Raw genomic sequence first — 14,501 nt, 5'->3', positions numbered from 1 at the left:
CTGGTCAGTTGGACAGCCAGAAGGGGCATTTTCTCCATGACACGAGTGCGGGTATACGGACTTTTTATCACTTTGTTACATTCTCTGATGCGATTGTATGTAATCCGCAACAGTACTGGAAATATATCAGCTATTCCTAAGTGCTTCAAACAGCAGGAAAACTGTTACCATATGCTGATGATGAATGAAGTTCTGAAAACCGGTGCTCCGGTAGACAAAAACGTTGGAGATGGGGTGAGCGACAGCCAGAAAAAAGGTGCTGCCGTTCGTTTTGTCACGGTTGATGAAGATCAGGCCGGCCAGAGGCTGGATAATTTCTTGCGTGTAGTCCTGAAGGGGGTACCCAAAACTCGGATCTACAGGATTATCCGCAAGGGTGAGGTGCGGGTTAATAAAGGTCGTGCCAAGGCTGAGACCAAGCTTCAAGGGGGAGATGTTGTCCGGATTCCCCCCATACGGGTGAGTGAGGCCAAGATGCCTGTTGCTCCTGGTATGGAAGTCTCCAAAAAGCTTGAGGCAGCCATTATCTATGAAGACGATTCCCTACTGGTGCTGAATAAACCGAGTGGTTTGGCTGTTCATGGCGGTAGTGGGGTGAGTCTTGGGGTGATTGAGGCGTTGCGTCAGTTGCGCCCTGATTGTCGCTTTCTTGAGTTGGTGCACAGAATTGACCGTGATACGTCCGGGTGCCTTCTGGTGGCGAAGAAGCGCAGTATGCTGCGCCATCTCCATGCCCAAATTCGCGAACACCATATGTTGAAGGTTTACAACGCACTGGTAGATGGTCGCTGGCCTGCCCGGAAAGCGGCTGTTTCCGCGCCACTGCGAAAAAATGTTTTGCAGTCCGGTGAGCGAATGGTAAGTGTCGCTCCAGATGGTAAGCCATCCCGCACCCGGTTTAAGGTGTTGCAGCGTTATGGTGAATCTACCTTGGTTGAGGCCAGCCTTGAAACCGGGCGTACCCACCAGATTCGTGTTCATACTCTTCATACTGGTCACCCGATTCTTGGTGATACCAAATACGGCTTTGAACGTACAGCTCAGCTTGCCCAGCAGGCGGGGTTAAAGCGATTGTTTCTTCATGCGGCAAAAGTAGGGGTAAATCTCCCCGATGGCAGCTATCGTGAATTTAATGCGCCTTTACCGCAGGAGTTGGTTGCGGTGCTGAACGGTTTGTCGCAGGTCTGATATATTCAACCTGTACCAGAAAAAGAAATCTGGAGAATAATAAATGTCAGATAACCAGGGTGGTGGAGAATCCATGGCTTCAGAAGATCGTCAGTTAATAGAAAAATTGCTGTTCAATGCCGCTAATGAGCAGCGGCGGGCAAGGCGCTGGAGTATTTTTTTCCGGTTTCTGTTTTTTATCTGGTTGTTTGCGGCTATCGGTTCCATCGCATTCTCCCTGAAAGGGAGCAGGGTTGCTGCTCCAAAAGAGTATGTGGCTCTGATTGATATTCAGGGGGCTATTGCTGCCGACAAGAGAGCAAACGCAGATATTATTGTGACCGGGTTGCGCAATGCTTATGAAGATGAAAAGGTTCGTGGTGTTATCCTTCGTATAAATAGTCCTGGTGGCAGCCCTGTGCAGGCCAGTTATGTTTATGACGAAATCAACCGCCTTCGCGAGACGCGCAGTGATATTAAAATCTACGGTGTGATTTCTGATGTAGGTGCTTCAGCTGCTTATTATATGGCTGCGGCTACTGATGAAATTTATGCTGATCAGGGTTCAGTGGTAGGTTCTATTGGCGCTTATATGGCTACCTTCGGGTTGGAGGAAGCCATGAAGAAGGTTGGTGTAACCCGTCGTTTTTATGGCTCCGGTGAGCACAAAGCGCTAACCGATCCATTTCAACCTGAAGATCCTGAGGTTGCTGAGCATCTGCGTGGCACCGTGCGCAGTATTCATGAGCAGTTTATTGCCAGTGTGAAAGAAGGCAGGGGTGATCGTTTAAGTGATTCGCCGGAGATTTTCTCAGGCCTTATCTGGACAGGGCAGCAGGCGCTTGGTTTGGGGCTTGTAGATGGTTTGGGTAGTTCTGGTTATGTCGCACGTGAGGTGGTTGGTGTGGAGGATATAGTCGATTTCACCGTTAAGCCCAGTGCTCTTGAGCGGTTTGCCAGTCAAATTGGTGCCAGTGCCGCAGAAACCATCAGCGCTAGTTTAGGGTTGGAAGGGCCTGTAGTGCGATAATTGTTAAATTGTCTGTTGCAAAAAATGGGAGCCTTTGTTTTGGCTCCCATTTTTTTGGGTTAGAAGTGGTAAACGGCGCCAATAAAGGCTGACGTTGTTTTATCGTCAGACACCATGGGGCTGTTTTTAACTTCATCCCCTAGCTTTCTATAGGAAATGTTGCCCACAAGGGATGTTCTGCGAGTTAAGCGGTAAGTACCGCTGACTTTGAAATAGTAATTTTGCTCGGCGCCTGCGTTGTAGGCTTTGATGCCTGTTTTCGCCTGCTCTTTCTCAGTTACGCCAAAATAATAATTGGCATAGTTGCTGTTCATCCAGTTAACGCCAACTTCAGGAGTTATGGTCCAGCCGTCCTGGAGTGAGCCAAATATGCGTCCATAGCTCAGGTTGGCGTAAGAGCCATTATGGGTGTTGCTGATATCGGTAAGAATGGCTGCTCGAATATGGTTGCCACTCTTGGATTTCCAGCCGCCATGGAAGCCAGCGTTGTAACTGTGGCGGCGGTCCTCAAGACCTTTCAGGTCATCAGAGTCTTTGTCATCAAAGGAGTCGATGCCCCGTTCACTGATAACGTTGACATAGAAGTTATCTTTGCTGAACAGCTTGTAACCAAGGCGGAGCCCTCGAATAAAGGTTCTCTCTCCTTCGTAATGTACGATTGGTGCAGGTGAGAAGGAGTTATCGATATCTTTATAAGGGCTGTCGATATTTCCTGCTGCAAGCCCCAGTGACCATTGCCCTGTTTTGGATTCGAATGCATCGGAAGATGTAGGCTCAATACCTGCCGTAAGATCTGCTGCTAGGGTTTGTCCGGCAAATAGTGAGGTTAGTAACAGAGCATATGTCCTATATCTCTGCTTGGTCATAAATTTCACCTATAACGGCTATGAATTGGTCGTTGTGTTTTGGGCGCGGCTGGAGGTTAAAGCCTTTAACCTCCAGGATTGGCAGGGTAGAGATGCTGTATAGTTCTTGTATATGCGTGATAGTACGGGAGGGGTGTGTGGATGGCGTGACCTGCTCAGGGTATCTGCAGCCCTTGTTCTCTCAGGAGTTCGCAAAGGGTTATTAATGGCAACCCTTCCAGTGCGGTGGGGTCGCTGCCTTCCATTTTCTCAAAAAGACTGATACCCAACTTTTCCCATTTAAAGCTGCCGGCGCAATCCAGAGGGTTGTCTGCTTTTACATAGCGGACAATCTCTTCCTCGGATAGCTCGCGGAATTTTACCTGATAGGGAGTGACGCGAACGACTGGTTCGTTGTTGCCGGGTATTTGAAGGCAAAGGCTGGTGAGAAACTTAACGATCTGCCCGCTGGATTGCTGGAGCTGGTGAATAGCGTTTTCTTCCGTGCCAGGTTTTCCAAGAATTGTGTCTCCACGAACGGCCACCTGATCGGAGGCAATAATAAGGCTGGCTGGATGAGAGGTGTAAATAGTAGCTGCCTTTTTTCTGCTCAGGCGGGCTGCCAGTAGAATTGGATCTTCTCCGGGTTCGGGGGTTTCATCCACATCCGGGCTGATGCAGGAGAAAGGAATATTGAGCCTGCTGAGTAGCTGTTTGCGATAAGGTGAACCAGATGCGAGTATAATGTTCATGGGCGTTAACGGGGCTTTTGGTCGTTAAGATAAGAGAGTGGCGTTAGAAAGTGGCGGTTGTGCGCTAGTCTATAGGGTCAATCCGGTGTGTGGAAATCATGTATTGCATCTTTACACCCGGTTTTGATGTCCCTATTATTGCGCGCTTATGTTTATCGGACAGTTACCCAAGCATATTTCACCCCGTAAGCTGGCATATCAGAATGCCACGCTGGAAGGTGAATTAGCTGTAGCCTCATGCCCCAGGCTACAAGATATTCTTGCTGACGATCGGGCGAGTTTGCAGGTAGCACTGAAGTTTGATGTTGATCACCAGCGTCGAGCCGTTGTTCAGTGTGAGATGCAAGGAACTCTGTCTATGATTTGTCAGCGTTGTCTTGATGTGGCTGAGATTCAATTTGCTGCCTGTGTCAACATGGCTGTTGTTCGGAATGAAGAGCAAGCCCGGAACCTGCCGGCAGATCTTGATCCGTTATTTGTTGTGGAAGATGAAAATGTGGAGCTGGTACCACTCCTGGAACAGGAAGTGTTGCTTGGTTTACCTGCTTTCGCCTATCACGAAAATGAAACATGTCATAGTGGTCAGGAGGCATACAGCACTCTGCCGGAAGGCGGTGCTGAAGAGTTGGATGTCGAGGATGTCCAGCGCCCCAACCCGTTCAGTGTGCTGGCCGGATTGAAAACCGGTGAGTAATTTTTTCAGGAGATTTATCCATGGCCGTTCAAAAAAATCGTAAGACTCGCAGCAAGCGTGACATGCGTCGTTCTCACGATGCGCTGACTGCTCCTTCCCTGTCTGTAGATGCAGCTTCCGGTGAAACTCACCTGCGTCACCACGTGACTGCAGATGGCTTCTACCGTGGTAAGAAAGTTATCGCTGACAAAGCTGAGTAATTCACGCTTGGGTCAAATGACGACCATAGCGCTGGATGTGATGAGTGGGGACTGCGGTCCCCATTCTCGTATCCGGGCTGCGCAGGATGCGTTGGACAGGCATGCAGATCTTCATCTGGTGCTTGTGGGGGATTCATCTTTAATTCGCCAGTGTTTAAAAGATAACGGGTTTCCCGATAGTGAAAGCGACAGAGTGACGGTTGTTCATGCCGGACAGACTGTCACAATGGATGACAAGCCAACCCAGGCTTTGCGTCGTAAACAGGATTCCTCCATGTGGCTTGCCCTAGAGCAGGTTGCAATGGGCATGTCTCAGGCCTGTGTCAGTGCCGGTAATACCGGAGCGCTGATGGTTATGGGGCGCCACCTTCTGAAAACTCTCCCTGGAATTGATCGCCCTGCGCTTGTTGGTCAGGTGCCGTCTGCCTCTGGTCATACATTGCTGCTGGATCTTGGGGCGAATGTAGATTGTTCCTCCGATCTTCTTATGCAGTTTGCCGTACTGGGCTCGCTGATGATGAGCGAAGTCTACGATGTTGCAGAACCTCGCGTAGGTTTGCTGAATGTTGGCGAAGAAGATGTAAAAGGTTGTGAGCGGGTGCGTCTGGCCCAGCAGTTGTTGGTACAACACGAACACTTGAACTATTGCGGCTATGTTGAGGGTGACGACCTGTTTTCCGGGCGTGTTGATGTTGTCGTCTGTGATGGTTATCCGGGCAATGTCGCTCTTAAGGCAAGTGAAGGTGTGGTCCGGTTTGCTGTCAGCCGCTTTATAAGTGGTGATGGTCTCTCGTGGTGGCGTAAGGCTTTGTTGTGGCTAGCGCGGCCATTGATCAAAATGTTGTCCGCAAATATTGACCCGGCAAGATTTAATGGTGCTACTCTGCTTGGTTTGCAGGGCGTTGTTGTAAAGAGTCATGGAGCCTCTGATGAACGACAGTTTGGGTATGCTATTGATCAGGCGGTTAAAGCTGTTGAACAGTCTGCTGTTCAACGCATTAATGAGCGTCTGGAGTTGATGCTTTAAGCTGCGCAGTTTTAAGTGCGGTTTCGGTTTTTTGCTTGCAGGTTTTCCTGAGTTTCTTCTGTTTGTCTCAGGAATGTCACATTTCTGTTACCTTGTAGCAATGTCTGAGAAACATATTTTTACCGACTGCGTAATTTCATTTCCCTATAATAGGGTCATTCAGTAACAGGATTTACCGAGTCAATGAGTTCCAGTACTGCATTTATTTTTCCAGGGCAGGGTTCCCAGAAGGTGGGTATGCTGGCCGAGCTGGCTTCTCAGGAAGCAGTGGTTAATGACACTCTGGTTGAGGCCGGAGAGGTTTTGGGTTTTGATCTCCGTGACATGATTCTTAATGGTCCGGCTGAAGCGCTGAATGCGACAGAAAATACCCAGCCTGCTCTTTTGGCGTCCAGTGTCGCCTTATGGCGTTTGTGGCAGGCTCGTGGTGGTGAACAGCCAGCTTTCGTTGCCGGTCATAGTCTTGGTGAATATTCTGCCCTTGTTGCGGCTGGCGTTCTGGCATTTGATGATGCTGTGCGGCTGGTGCGTAACCGTGGTTTGTACATGCAGGATGCGGTGCCTCAAGGTGAGGGTGCTATGGCAGCTGTGCTGGGACTTGATGATGAAAAGGTTATCGAGTTATGCAAAGAAACAGCACAGGCTGGTGAGGTGTTGTCTGCCGTAAACTTTAATGCACCCGGACAGGTTGTTATTGCTGGTTCAGCAGCTGCGGTAGAGCGTGCAGGTTCTGTATTTTCTGAGGCGGGTGCCCGTAAGGTTATGCCTCTTCCTGTGAGCGTTCCATCCCATTGTGCTCTGATGGAGCCAGCGGCCGTTAAGCTGGGTCAGGACCTGGCTGGTATCACTTTATCTGCACCGGTTATTCCGGTAGTCCAGAATGTGACAGCACAGGTGACGGAAAATGTTGACGCTATCCGTGCGAATCTGGTCAGCCAGTTGAGTCAGCCGGTGCGCTGGGTGGAGTCTGTGCAGTATATGGTTGCCAAAGGTATGACCGGATTCAGTGAGTGTGGCCCTGGTAAAGTTCTGGCTGGACTTGGTAAGCGAATTGAGCGTTCTGTACCGGTTGCCGGGATGGAAAGTCTTTCAGCTTTTCCTGAATAAAGTAAAAGCTGAGTTTGATTGATAAGAGGATTCAAAGGCATGCAGCAGGATAGTGCTGGTCTGTCTGGTAAGGTAGCTCTGGTAACTGGTGCGAGTCGTGGCATTGGTCAGGCTATTGCCTTGCGCCTTGGTGCTGCTGGAGCCACTGTTGTGGGTACGGCTACCAGCGAACGTGGTGCTGAAGCGATTTCAGAGTTCCTGAAGCAAAATAATGTTGCGGGCATGGGTATGTGCCTGAACGTGGCTGATCAGGAATCTGTTGCCAGTGTTGTTAAAGAGATTGCTGAAAAATTTGGCGCGCCGACAATTCTGGTGAATAATGCGGGTATTACCCGTGATAATATTCTGATGCGTATGAAAGATGATGAATGGGATAGTGTTATTAACACTAACCTCAGCTCTATCTATCGCATGAGTAAGGCCTGTGTGCGTGCTATGACTAAAGCTCGCTGGGGTCGGATTATCAATATCAGCTCTGTAGTAGGTTCTATGGGTAATGCCGGGCAGTCGAATTATGCGGCAGCCAAGGCTGGTCTTGAGGGTTATACTCGCTCTCTTGCCCGTGAACTGGGCAGTCGGCAGATTACTGTAAATGCCGTAGCTCCGGGTTTTATTGATACAGATATGACAAAAGGGTTGCCGGAAGAGCATCGTGAAAACCTGTTGAACCAGGTTCCACTGGGGCGACTCGGGCAGCCTGAAGAAATTGCCGGTGTTGTAGCTTTTCTGGCCGGTGATGAAGGTGCATACGTGACAGGCGAAACCCTGCACGTAAATGGCGGTATGTATATGGGGTGATATCTGGCAAATGCATGACTGCATAGCTAATGTATCACCTAATGTATGAATTTTGATTTAGTTAACCGCTTGAAATTCTTTCAGGCGTTTATATACACTACTCTTTCGCAGTTCAGTCTGCATGGAATAGACAGGAGCAAAGTAAGGCATGAGTACTATTGAAGAACGCGTCAAGAAGATTGTTTGCGAACAGCTTGGCGTTAAGGAAGAGGAAGTAAGCAATGAGTCTTCCTTTGTAGAAGATCTTGGTGCTGACTCTCTCGACACGGTAGAACTCGTGATGGCTCTTGAAGAAGAGTTTGAAACCGAGATTCCCGATGAGGAAGCTGAAAAGATTACTACTGTGCAGGAAGCTATCGATTACGTTGTTGCTCATCAGTAATAGATTTGCACGTCAGTAATTGACGCGAATTCCCGAGAGGCCGCACCTGACCCGTTCATAAGAACTGGAGAATGTGCGGCCTTTCTGCTTTATGGTGTTTAGTGTCGGGGCGTAAGAAGCCCGCTGCAACAGGATATTGCAGGAGAATAAAATGAACCGCAGACGTGTCGTGATTACTGGAGTTGGTGCAATAACTCCTTTGGCTTCAGGTTTTGAGGCGACCTGGCAGAAGCTGCTGGAAGGGCAAAGCGGTATCGGCCTTATAGAGCATTTCGATACGGCTTCTTACCCGGTAAAAATCTGTGGTGCAGTGAATGATTTTCAGGTGGGAGATTGGTTCTCACCAAAAGATGCCCGAAAGATGGATTTGTTTCTTCAGTATGGTCTGGCAGCATCCATTGAGGCGATTCGTAATTCCGGTCTTGAAATCGATGATCAGCTGAGCCCTCGGACAGGTGTTGCTTTCGGTTCAGGCATTGGCGGTATTACCACCATTGAAGAAACGGCTGCTCTTATCGGTGAAAAAGGGCCTCGTCGTGTATCCCCGTTTTTTGTCCCTTCTGCCATAACCAATATGATTGCTGGATGGCTTTCCATGCAGTTCAATCTTCGTGGCCCTAACTTTGCTATGACAACAGCCTGTACGACAGGAACCCACTGTATAGGAATGGCTGCGCGCACTATTGCCTGGGGTGATGCTGATGTTATGGTGGCTGGCGGTTCTGAAAAAGGCTCTGCCGAAATCGGGATTGCCGGTTTTGCAGCAGCTCGGGCGCTGTCCACTCGCAATGATGATCCGCAAGCGGCCAGTCGCCCATGGGATCGTGACAGGGATGGTTTTGTTCTATCTGATGGTGCGGCTGCGTTGGTGTTGGAGTCTCTGGAACATGCGCAATCTCGTGGTGCCACAATTCTTGCTGAAGTCAGCGGCTTCGCTATGAGTGGTGATGCCTATCATATGACGTCACCGCCTGAAGATGGTCATGGAGCAGTTCAGGCTATGGCTGGTGCGTTGAAAGATGCTGAATTAAATGCTGAGCAGATTGACTATATAAACGCCCATGGTACTTCAACGCCGGCAGGTGATGTGGTGGAATCTCGTGCAGTTGAACAGGTGTTTGGCCATTATGCAAAAACACTGGCTATGAGTTCTACCAAATCCATGACCGGTCATATGCTTGGTGCTGCTGGCGCCCTTGAGGCTGCAGTGGTAGCTCAATCTATTTATCAGCAGGTTGCCGCGCCAACCATTAATCTGGATAACCCTGATGAGGGGTGTGTTCTGGATTATGTTTCCGGCAATGCCCGTGACATGAAAATAGATCATGCACTCTCTAACTCCTTTGGCTTTGGTGGTACCAATGCAACCCTGGCTTTTTCCCGTTTTCAGTAAGGTTTTAAATTGAAGGTGTCTGAAGAGGTTTGTCCCCGGTTCTGGGTGGATGGTGAGCAGGCTGACACTGTTCCGATCACTGATCGGGGCTTTCAGTACGGTGATGGCGTTTTTGAAACCATTCGTATTGCTGGCAGAAGGCTTCCTCTTGAGAGGTGGCACTATCGCCGCCTTCAGCGTTCCTGTGATCGGCTGCGCTTGCCTTTGGATTTGGAGGGTGTGGTTCAACAGGTTTCGAACGTTATCTGTGAGTGCGGTGACGGGACCCTAAAGGTGATGGTAACCCGCGGCAGTGGTGGGCGTGGTTACAATCCTGCTAATACTACAGGCCGCACTGCACTTGGCTGGTTTCCTTCAAAGGGTGTTCCTGAATCCTGGTTTGAAGATGGAATCAGGGTAAAGGTTTGTGAAGCCCGTCTTGGTCACACTCCAGTGCTTGCTGGCTTGAAGCATATGAATCGCCTTGAGCAGGTGCTTGCCAGAGGTGAGTGGCAGGGTTCGGAGTTTCAAGAGGGGGTTGTGAGCGATATTGCCGGCAACCTGGTTGAAGGCACTATGTCGAATGTTTTTCTGGTAGTATCGGGTGAAATCCTGACGCCGGATCTTTCCCGGTGTGGGGTTGAGGGGGTGTGTCGCCAATGGTTGCTGGAAGCTTCTCGGAAAAGTTCTTCTGTGAAGGTTTGTCGCCTTACCCTGGATGATTTGTTGGCGGCGGATGAAGTCTTTTTCGCAAATAGCGTAATGGGTATTTTGCCTGTCAGGGAGTGTGGCAAACAGCGCTGGGCGCCGGGGACTGTTTCCCGTGGAATTCAGAAAGAGTTTGCGGCGCTTTTTGCTTAAGGATTATTTTGAATGCTGAAGGTTAATGGTTGGCAGTAATGTTAAAGGGTTATCTCAGAGTTTTTTCTTTACTGCTAACGTTGGGTGTCGTTTTTATAGGGGGTTGCTTCTTCTATCTCTCTTCCTGGTTGCAGCAATCTGTTTCTGATCGGGATGTTGTGTTTGTGGTAGAAAAGGGTGACACCTTCTCGGCGGTCACTTCTCGCCTTGTTTCTCAGGGACTAATTCATCAGCCGCTTCTGTTTAAGGCTTATGGTCGGCTGACTGGGCAGGATACCGGGCTGGTTGCCGGTGAATACTCTGTTTCTCCCGGTACGACTGTTGCCAGTTTGGTAGAACACCTTTCCTCTGGAGATGTTATTCAGTATTCCGTGACTCTCGTTGAAGGGCAGACTCTGTCGGAAAATCTGGCTGGCTGGCAGGAATCCCGTCTGGATCTGGTTTTGGATTCTGCGGATGATGCGAAACTGACATCAATTCTTCAGATCAATTCGCCTTCAACGGAAGGGTTGTTCTTCTCGGATACTTATTTTTATGAGGCGGGAGATACTGATCTCTCTATTCTGCGCAGGGCTCACCAGCGGCTAATGAATGTTTTACAGGAAGAGTGGAAAGGTCGTCAGCAAGGGCTCCCCTACAAGACTCCTTATGAGGCGCTGGTTCTGGCTTCCATTGTTGAACGTGAAACGGCAGTTTCTGAAGAGCGTCCTGTTATTGCGGGAGTCTTTGTACGTCGCCTGAAAAAAGGGATGCGTTTGCAAAGTGACCCCACCGTCATTTACGGAATGGGGGAGAATTATCAGGGAAAGATACGCCGCAGGGATTTGAATACCCGCACGCCCTATAATACTTACCGGATCAACGGTTTGCCGCCTACACCTATTGCTTCAGTGGGGCGTGAGGCTATTCGGGCTGTTCTGAATCCGGCTGATGGGGTGGCGCTTTATTTTGTTGCTCGTGGTGATGGTTCCCACAAATTTTCCAATTCTCTCGCAGAACACAACCGTGCTGTGCGAAAGTATCAGTTAAACCGACGCGAAGATTATCGCAGTACACCGGTAGCTGATCAGCCGCCGGAAACGAATTAGGGCGCAGGAAGTGTTATGTCTGTACAGGGTAAAACCGGTTATCCCGGTTTCTTTCTAACCATTGAAGGTGGAGAGGGTGCCGGAAAGACAACCAGTATCGAGTTTATTTCTGCCTGGCTGAAAAGTCAGAATATTGAATTTGTTCAAACCCGTGAGCCTGGTGGCACACCTCTCGCAGAGCGTATACGCGAATTGTTGCTGACGCCGGGCGATGAAAAGGTTGCGGATATGACTGAGCTGCTGATGATGTTTGCAGCTCGTGCTCAGCATATTGAATCGGTTATTAAGCCAGCTTTGGCTGCCGGTAAGCTGGTGCTGTGTGATCGGTTTACTGATGCCAGTTTTGCTTATCAGGGAGCAGGGCGCGGGTTGAGCATGAAATCGTTGTCTGCTCTCGAATCTCTGGTTCAGGGAGAGTTGCGTCCAGATATGACAATCCTCCTGGATCTTCCTGTTGAGGTGGGAATGGCCCGGGCTTCTGGGCGTGGTGAGCTTGATCGTATTGAGCTGGAAAAGATGGATTTCTTTGTTCGGGTGCGTCAGGGTTATCTTGCTCGTGCGGCAGATGAGCCTGATCGGTTTGAAATTGTTGATGCTGCGCACTCTATTGAACAAGTCCAGGCTGCTCTTAAAGAGGTTCTGGAAAGTCGGGTGAATCATGGGTGAATCTCGGCTCTACAAGCCGATGGCATGGCACAGTGAAAACTGGCAGCAGTTGAGTCAGCGTCTGGCTAATGAACAGTTGCCCCATGCGCTTTTGCTGCGGGGGCAAACCGGTGTTGGGAAGCGTGAGTTTGCCCTGGCCTTTGCTCAGTATGTGTTGTGTCATGACAAAACTGCCGGTTCGGCCTGCGGGCGTTGCCGGAATTGTCAGCTGAATCAGGCCGGCACCCACCCGGATCTGTTATTGATCGAGCCGGAAGAGCGGGGCAAGCAAATAAAGGTTGCTCAGGTTCGCAGTATGATCGAGTTCACCGAGAAAACCCCTCAGCAGGGTGGTTTTCGGGTGGTTGTGCTTTGTCCGGCGGAGGCGATGAATATCAGTTCTGCCAACGCGCTGCTGAAATGTTTGGAAGAGCCGGGGCGGGATACGTTGATGCTGCTGGTGAGTCAGCAGGTCAGTAGTCTGCTGCCAACTATTCGCAGTCGTTGCCAGCAGGTACTGTTTACCCGGCCGACCACAGAAGTTGCTCTTGAATGGTTGAAAGAATCTGTCCCTGAGCAGGAAAAGGCTCTCACTCTTTTGCAACTTGCAGCTGGTGAGCCGTCTACCGCTTTGCGTTATGAACAGGAAGGATTGCTTGAGCAGCGCGAGACCATGAGAACCGGGCTGACAGGTTTGACTCGGGGTAAGGTGACCCCTGCCGAAATGGCTTTAGTGTGGCAGACCTATGACCAGGTCGTTGTGCTTGAGTGGCTCGGGTTGTGGCTGCAGGAAATGATACGCTATAGCACAACGGGTAATGACGGCTATCTGCAGACAGCAGATATGGCGAAAATGCTTCGCTATATCGCTGATCGGGCAGGTTCACGTAAATTGCTAGACATGTTGCAATGGTTGCTGGAGCAGAGATCAATAGTCCAGTCTCAGGTAACTCTGAATAAGCAGCTATTAATAGAGTCTGTTTTAGGGCGCTGGTTGGCGCTGACCGTATAGAATATAAATAGAAGAGATATGTGAGGGGCGCTTTACATGGCAGGTTTGGGCGGTAAGGGAAGTATTATCTCTGTAGCTATTAAAGATAAGGCGATGCTTTACGCGGCTTATATGCCTTTCCTGCAGGGGGGAGGGTTGTTTATACCAACCAGTAAAAGCTACAACGTTGGTGACGAGGTTTTTCTGCGACTGACCTTGATGGATGAGCCGGGCAAGTTACCTGTTGCTGGCCGGGTTGCCTGGGTAACCCCAGGTGGGGCTCAAGGTAATCGCCAGCCTGGTATTGGGCTGCAGTTCACTGATCAGGATGATCTTGTTCGCGGGAAAATCGAAACTCATCTGGCAGGTGCGCTTAAGTCTGAGCGTCCTACCAATACTATGTGATTCTATGTTTGTTGACTCCCACTGCCACCTGGACCGTCTGGATCTCGAGCCCTATGGTGGCGATGTAAAAGCAGCGGTTCAAGCTGCCCGTCAGGCTGGTGTTGATACTATTCTCTGTGTCTGCATCGACCTCGAAAATTTCCCTTCCGTACTTAAGCTTTCTGAGTTGGATAATGTCTGGGCTTCTGTTGGCGTACATCCACTAGAAGATAAGTGCAGAGAGGCAACGGCTGATGAGTTGTTCAAGCTGGCTCAGAATGAGAAAGTGGTGGCGATTGGTGAAACTGGGCTGGACTATTTCTATGCCGGTGATCGTAAAGAAAAGATGCAGTCGCGGTTTGTGACACATTTGGAGGTGGCCGCTCAGGCGCGCCTGCCGGTTATTATCCATACTCGGGACGCCCGTGAAGATACGTTGAACTTGATGAAAGCTCATGTGTGTCAGGAGTCGGCAGGTGTTCTTCACTGTTTTACTGAGAGTTGGGAAATGGCTAAAGCTGCCATGGATATGAATTTTTATATTTCTCTCTCAGGAATAGTGACCTTTCGAAATGCTGATGCTTTGCGAGAGGTGGCCAAGAAAATGCCGCTTGATCGTCTTTTGATTGAAACGGATTCCCCTTATCTGGCTCCTGTTCCTCATCGCGGAAAATCCAATGAGCCTAAATATGTTGCCGACGTTGCTCGCTACCTTGCGGAATTAAAAGGTGTAAGTGTTGAAGAATTGGCGCAGATAACAACAGATAACTTTTATCGGCTGTTTAATAAAGCCTCTCCCGCTGTCGTGTAATTATCTTCTGTTTGGCTCTTGTAATCACTAAGACTGAATATATAATGCGCCGCCTGTTGATGGTCATTGGTCGCAGGTTGTTGCGTCCGATTTCGAATTTTTAAATCGATTTTAAAATCTTGAATGAAATGACTGGTTGACACCGACAGCTTCCACGGTAAAATGGCGGCCTCGCTGATCGGACAGCTTCTTAGCTTCCTTCTCTTATCAAGTAAGCCTTTGGCGGTTTTGATAAAGAGCTTCAGCAATCCTCATCACGAAATGCGTTGATGAGCGATCTTTAACAAAGAATTCAGGCAATTCGTGTGGGTGCTTGCCTGGTGAGATAAAGCTTTCTGATTAACGCT

General features: G+C 49.5%; 17 protein-coding genes. 15 read left to right on the top strand and 2 right to left on the bottom strand.

Annotated elements, in window-relative coordinates; all coding sequences use genetic code 11:
• Positions 1–180 precede the first annotated feature (180 nt).
• Both rluC and ACY2RR_RS12135 read left to right on the top strand, forming a co-directional pair.
• The gene (rluC, locus tag ACY2RR_RS12140) at positions 181–1,188 is read left to right on the top strand and encodes a 23S rRNA pseudouridine(955/2504/2580) synthase RluC (protein WP_490108710.1); all 1,008 of its coding nucleotides are present in this window, start codon (positions 181–183) and stop codon (positions 1,186–1,188) included.
• A gap of 43 nt (positions 1,189–1,231) precedes the next feature.
• Positions 1,232–2,197: a S49 family peptidase gene (locus tag ACY2RR_RS12135; RefSeq protein ID WP_490108415.1), complete on the top strand. Its 966-nt coding sequence runs from the start codon at positions 1,232–1,234 to the stop codon at positions 2,195–2,197.
• A 59-nt stretch (positions 2,198–2,256) separates the two neighbouring features.
• On the opposite strand, the gene ACY2RR_RS12130 is transcribed toward ACY2RR_RS12135, so the two are convergent.
• Positions 2,257–3,063 (bottom strand): MipA/OmpV family protein, encoded by an 807-nt coding sequence (locus tag ACY2RR_RS12130; protein WP_490108414.1) that lies wholly within the window; start codon positions 3,061–3,063, stop codon positions 2,257–2,259.
• Positions 3,064–3,218: 155 nt separating this feature from the next.
• Positions 3,219–3,794: a Maf family protein gene (locus tag ACY2RR_RS12125; protein ID WP_490108413.1), complete on the bottom strand. Its 576-nt coding sequence runs from the start codon at positions 3,792–3,794 to the stop codon at positions 3,219–3,221.
• A 148-nt stretch (positions 3,795–3,942) separates the two neighbouring features.
• Here ACY2RR_RS12125 and ACY2RR_RS12120 point away from each other — a divergent pair, with 148 nt between their 5' ends.
• The 13 genes from ACY2RR_RS12120 to ACY2RR_RS12060 all read left to right on the top strand — a co-directional run bounded on the left by ACY2RR_RS12120 (position 3,943) and on the right by ACY2RR_RS12060 (position 14,154).
• Positions 3,943–4,488: a YceD family protein gene (locus ACY2RR_RS12120; protein WP_490108412.1), complete on the top strand. Its 546-nt coding sequence runs from the start codon at positions 3,943–3,945 to the stop codon at positions 4,486–4,488.
• A gap of 20 nt (positions 4,489–4,508) precedes the next feature.
• A complete protein-coding gene (rpmF, locus tag ACY2RR_RS12115) occupies positions 4,509–4,688 on the top strand; it encodes a 50S ribosomal protein L32 (protein WP_281646951.1) in 180 nt (59 codons plus the stop codon).
• A 16-nt stretch (positions 4,689–4,704) separates the two neighbouring features.
• Positions 4,705–5,715, top strand: a complete 1,011-nt coding sequence (gene plsX, locus ACY2RR_RS12110) for a phosphate acyltransferase PlsX (RefSeq protein WP_490108411.1) — start codon at positions 4,705–4,707, stop codon at positions 5,713–5,715.
• A gap of 183 nt (positions 5,716–5,898) precedes the next feature.
• Positions 5,899–6,822 (top strand): ACP S-malonyltransferase, encoded by a 924-nt coding sequence (gene fabD, locus ACY2RR_RS12105; RefSeq protein WP_490108410.1) that lies wholly within the window; start codon positions 5,899–5,901, stop codon positions 6,820–6,822.
• Positions 6,823–6,861: 39 nt separating this feature from the next.
• Positions 6,862–7,620 carry a 3-oxoacyl-ACP reductase FabG gene (gene fabG / locus ACY2RR_RS12100; RefSeq protein ID WP_490108409.1) on the top strand — a complete coding sequence of 253 codons (759 nt, stop codon included), beginning with the start codon at positions 6,862–6,864 and terminating at the stop codon, positions 7,618–7,620.
• A 148-nt stretch (positions 7,621–7,768) separates the two neighbouring features.
• Positions 7,769–8,002, top strand: a complete 234-nt coding sequence (gene acpP / locus ACY2RR_RS12095; RefSeq protein ID WP_087111464.1) for an acyl carrier protein — start codon at positions 7,769–7,771, stop codon at positions 8,000–8,002.
• A 151-nt stretch (positions 8,003–8,153) separates the two neighbouring features.
• Entirely contained in the window at positions 8,154–9,395 is a 1,242-nt protein-coding gene (fabF, locus tag ACY2RR_RS12090) for a beta-ketoacyl-ACP synthase II (RefSeq protein WP_490108408.1), read from the top strand.
• A gap of 15 nt (positions 9,396–9,410) precedes the next feature.
• Complete coding sequence (pabC, locus tag ACY2RR_RS12085) at positions 9,411–10,235, top strand: aminodeoxychorismate lyase (protein WP_490108407.1); 825 nt, start codon at positions 9,411–9,413, stop codon at positions 10,233–10,235.
• Between the two features lie 38 nt (positions 10,236–10,273).
• Complete coding sequence (mltG, locus tag ACY2RR_RS12080; protein WP_490108406.1) at positions 10,274–11,323, top strand: endolytic transglycosylase MltG; 1,050 nt, start codon at positions 10,274–10,276, stop codon at positions 11,321–11,323.
• 15 nt (positions 11,324–11,338) lie between these two features.
• Positions 11,339–11,989, top strand: coding sequence for a dTMP kinase (gene tmk / locus ACY2RR_RS12075; protein ID WP_490108405.1), 651 nt, complete (start codon positions 11,339–11,341; stop codon positions 11,987–11,989).
• The gene (locus tag ACY2RR_RS12070) at positions 11,982–12,980 is read left to right on the top strand and encodes a DNA polymerase III subunit delta' (RefSeq protein ID WP_490108404.1); all 999 of its coding nucleotides are present in this window, start codon (positions 11,982–11,984) and stop codon (positions 12,978–12,980) included. The genes tmk and ACY2RR_RS12070 overlap by 8 nt, the downstream gene beginning before the upstream one ends.
• 36 nt (positions 12,981–13,016) lie before the next feature.
• Positions 13,017–13,364 carry a PilZ domain-containing protein gene (locus ACY2RR_RS12065; protein ID WP_490108403.1) on the top strand — a complete coding sequence of 116 codons (348 nt, stop codon included), beginning with the start codon at positions 13,017–13,019 and terminating at the stop codon, positions 13,362–13,364.
• Positions 13,365–13,368: 4 nt separating this feature from the next.
• Positions 13,369–14,154: a TatD family hydrolase gene (locus ACY2RR_RS12060; RefSeq protein WP_490108402.1), complete on the top strand. Its 786-nt coding sequence runs from the start codon at positions 13,369–13,371 to the stop codon at positions 14,152–14,154.
• The last annotated feature ends 347 nt before the right edge of the window (positions 14,155–14,501 follow it).

Source organism: Parendozoicomonas sp. 2304DJ65-17, assembly GCF_058148445.1.
This window is presented reverse-complemented; position numbering and strand designations above follow the sequence as displayed.

Coding starts and splice junctions, on each gene's coding strand:
- fabG (WP_490108409.1), top strand. CDS start 6,862: ATGCAGCAGGATAGTGCTGGTCTGTCTGGTAAGGTAGCTCTGGTAACT.
- ACY2RR_RS12125 (WP_490108413.1), bottom strand. CDS start 3,794: ATGAACATTATACTCGCATCTGGTTCACCTTATCGCAAACAGCTACTC.
- tmk (WP_490108405.1), top strand. CDS start 11,339: ATGTCTGTACAGGGTAAAACCGGTTATCCCGGTTTCTTTCTAACCATT.
- ACY2RR_RS12060 (WP_490108402.1), top strand. CDS start 13,369: ATGTTTGTTGACTCCCACTGCCACCTGGACCGTCTGGATCTCGAGCCC.
- ACY2RR_RS12065 (WP_490108403.1), top strand. CDS start 13,017: ATGGCAGGTTTGGGCGGTAAGGGAAGTATTATCTCTGTAGCTATTAAA.
- fabF (WP_490108408.1), top strand. CDS start 8,154: ATGAACCGCAGACGTGTCGTGATTACTGGAGTTGGTGCAATAACTCCT.
- acpP (WP_087111464.1), top strand. CDS start 7,769: ATGAGTACTATTGAAGAACGCGTCAAGAAGATTGTTTGCGAACAGCTT.
- ACY2RR_RS12070 (WP_490108404.1), top strand. CDS start 11,982: ATGGGTGAATCTCGGCTCTACAAGCCGATGGCATGGCACAGTGAAAAC.
- ACY2RR_RS12130 (WP_490108414.1), bottom strand. CDS start 3,063: ATGACCAAGCAGAGATATAGGACATATGCTCTGTTACTAACCTCACTA.
- rluC (WP_490108710.1), top strand. CDS start 181: ATGAATGAAGTTCTGAAAACCGGTGCTCCGGTAGACAAAAACGTTGGA.
- rpmF (WP_281646951.1), top strand. CDS start 4,509: ATGGCCGTTCAAAAAAATCGTAAGACTCGCAGCAAGCGTGACATGCGT.
- plsX (WP_490108411.1), top strand. CDS start 4,705: ATGACGACCATAGCGCTGGATGTGATGAGTGGGGACTGCGGTCCCCAT.
- mltG (WP_490108406.1), top strand. CDS start 10,274: ATGTTAAAGGGTTATCTCAGAGTTTTTTCTTTACTGCTAACGTTGGGT.
- ACY2RR_RS12135 (WP_490108415.1), top strand. CDS start 1,232: ATGTCAGATAACCAGGGTGGTGGAGAATCCATGGCTTCAGAAGATCGT.
- fabD (WP_490108410.1), top strand. CDS start 5,899: ATGAGTTCCAGTACTGCATTTATTTTTCCAGGGCAGGGTTCCCAGAAG.
- ACY2RR_RS12120 (WP_490108412.1), top strand. CDS start 3,943: ATGTTTATCGGACAGTTACCCAAGCATATTTCACCCCGTAAGCTGGCA.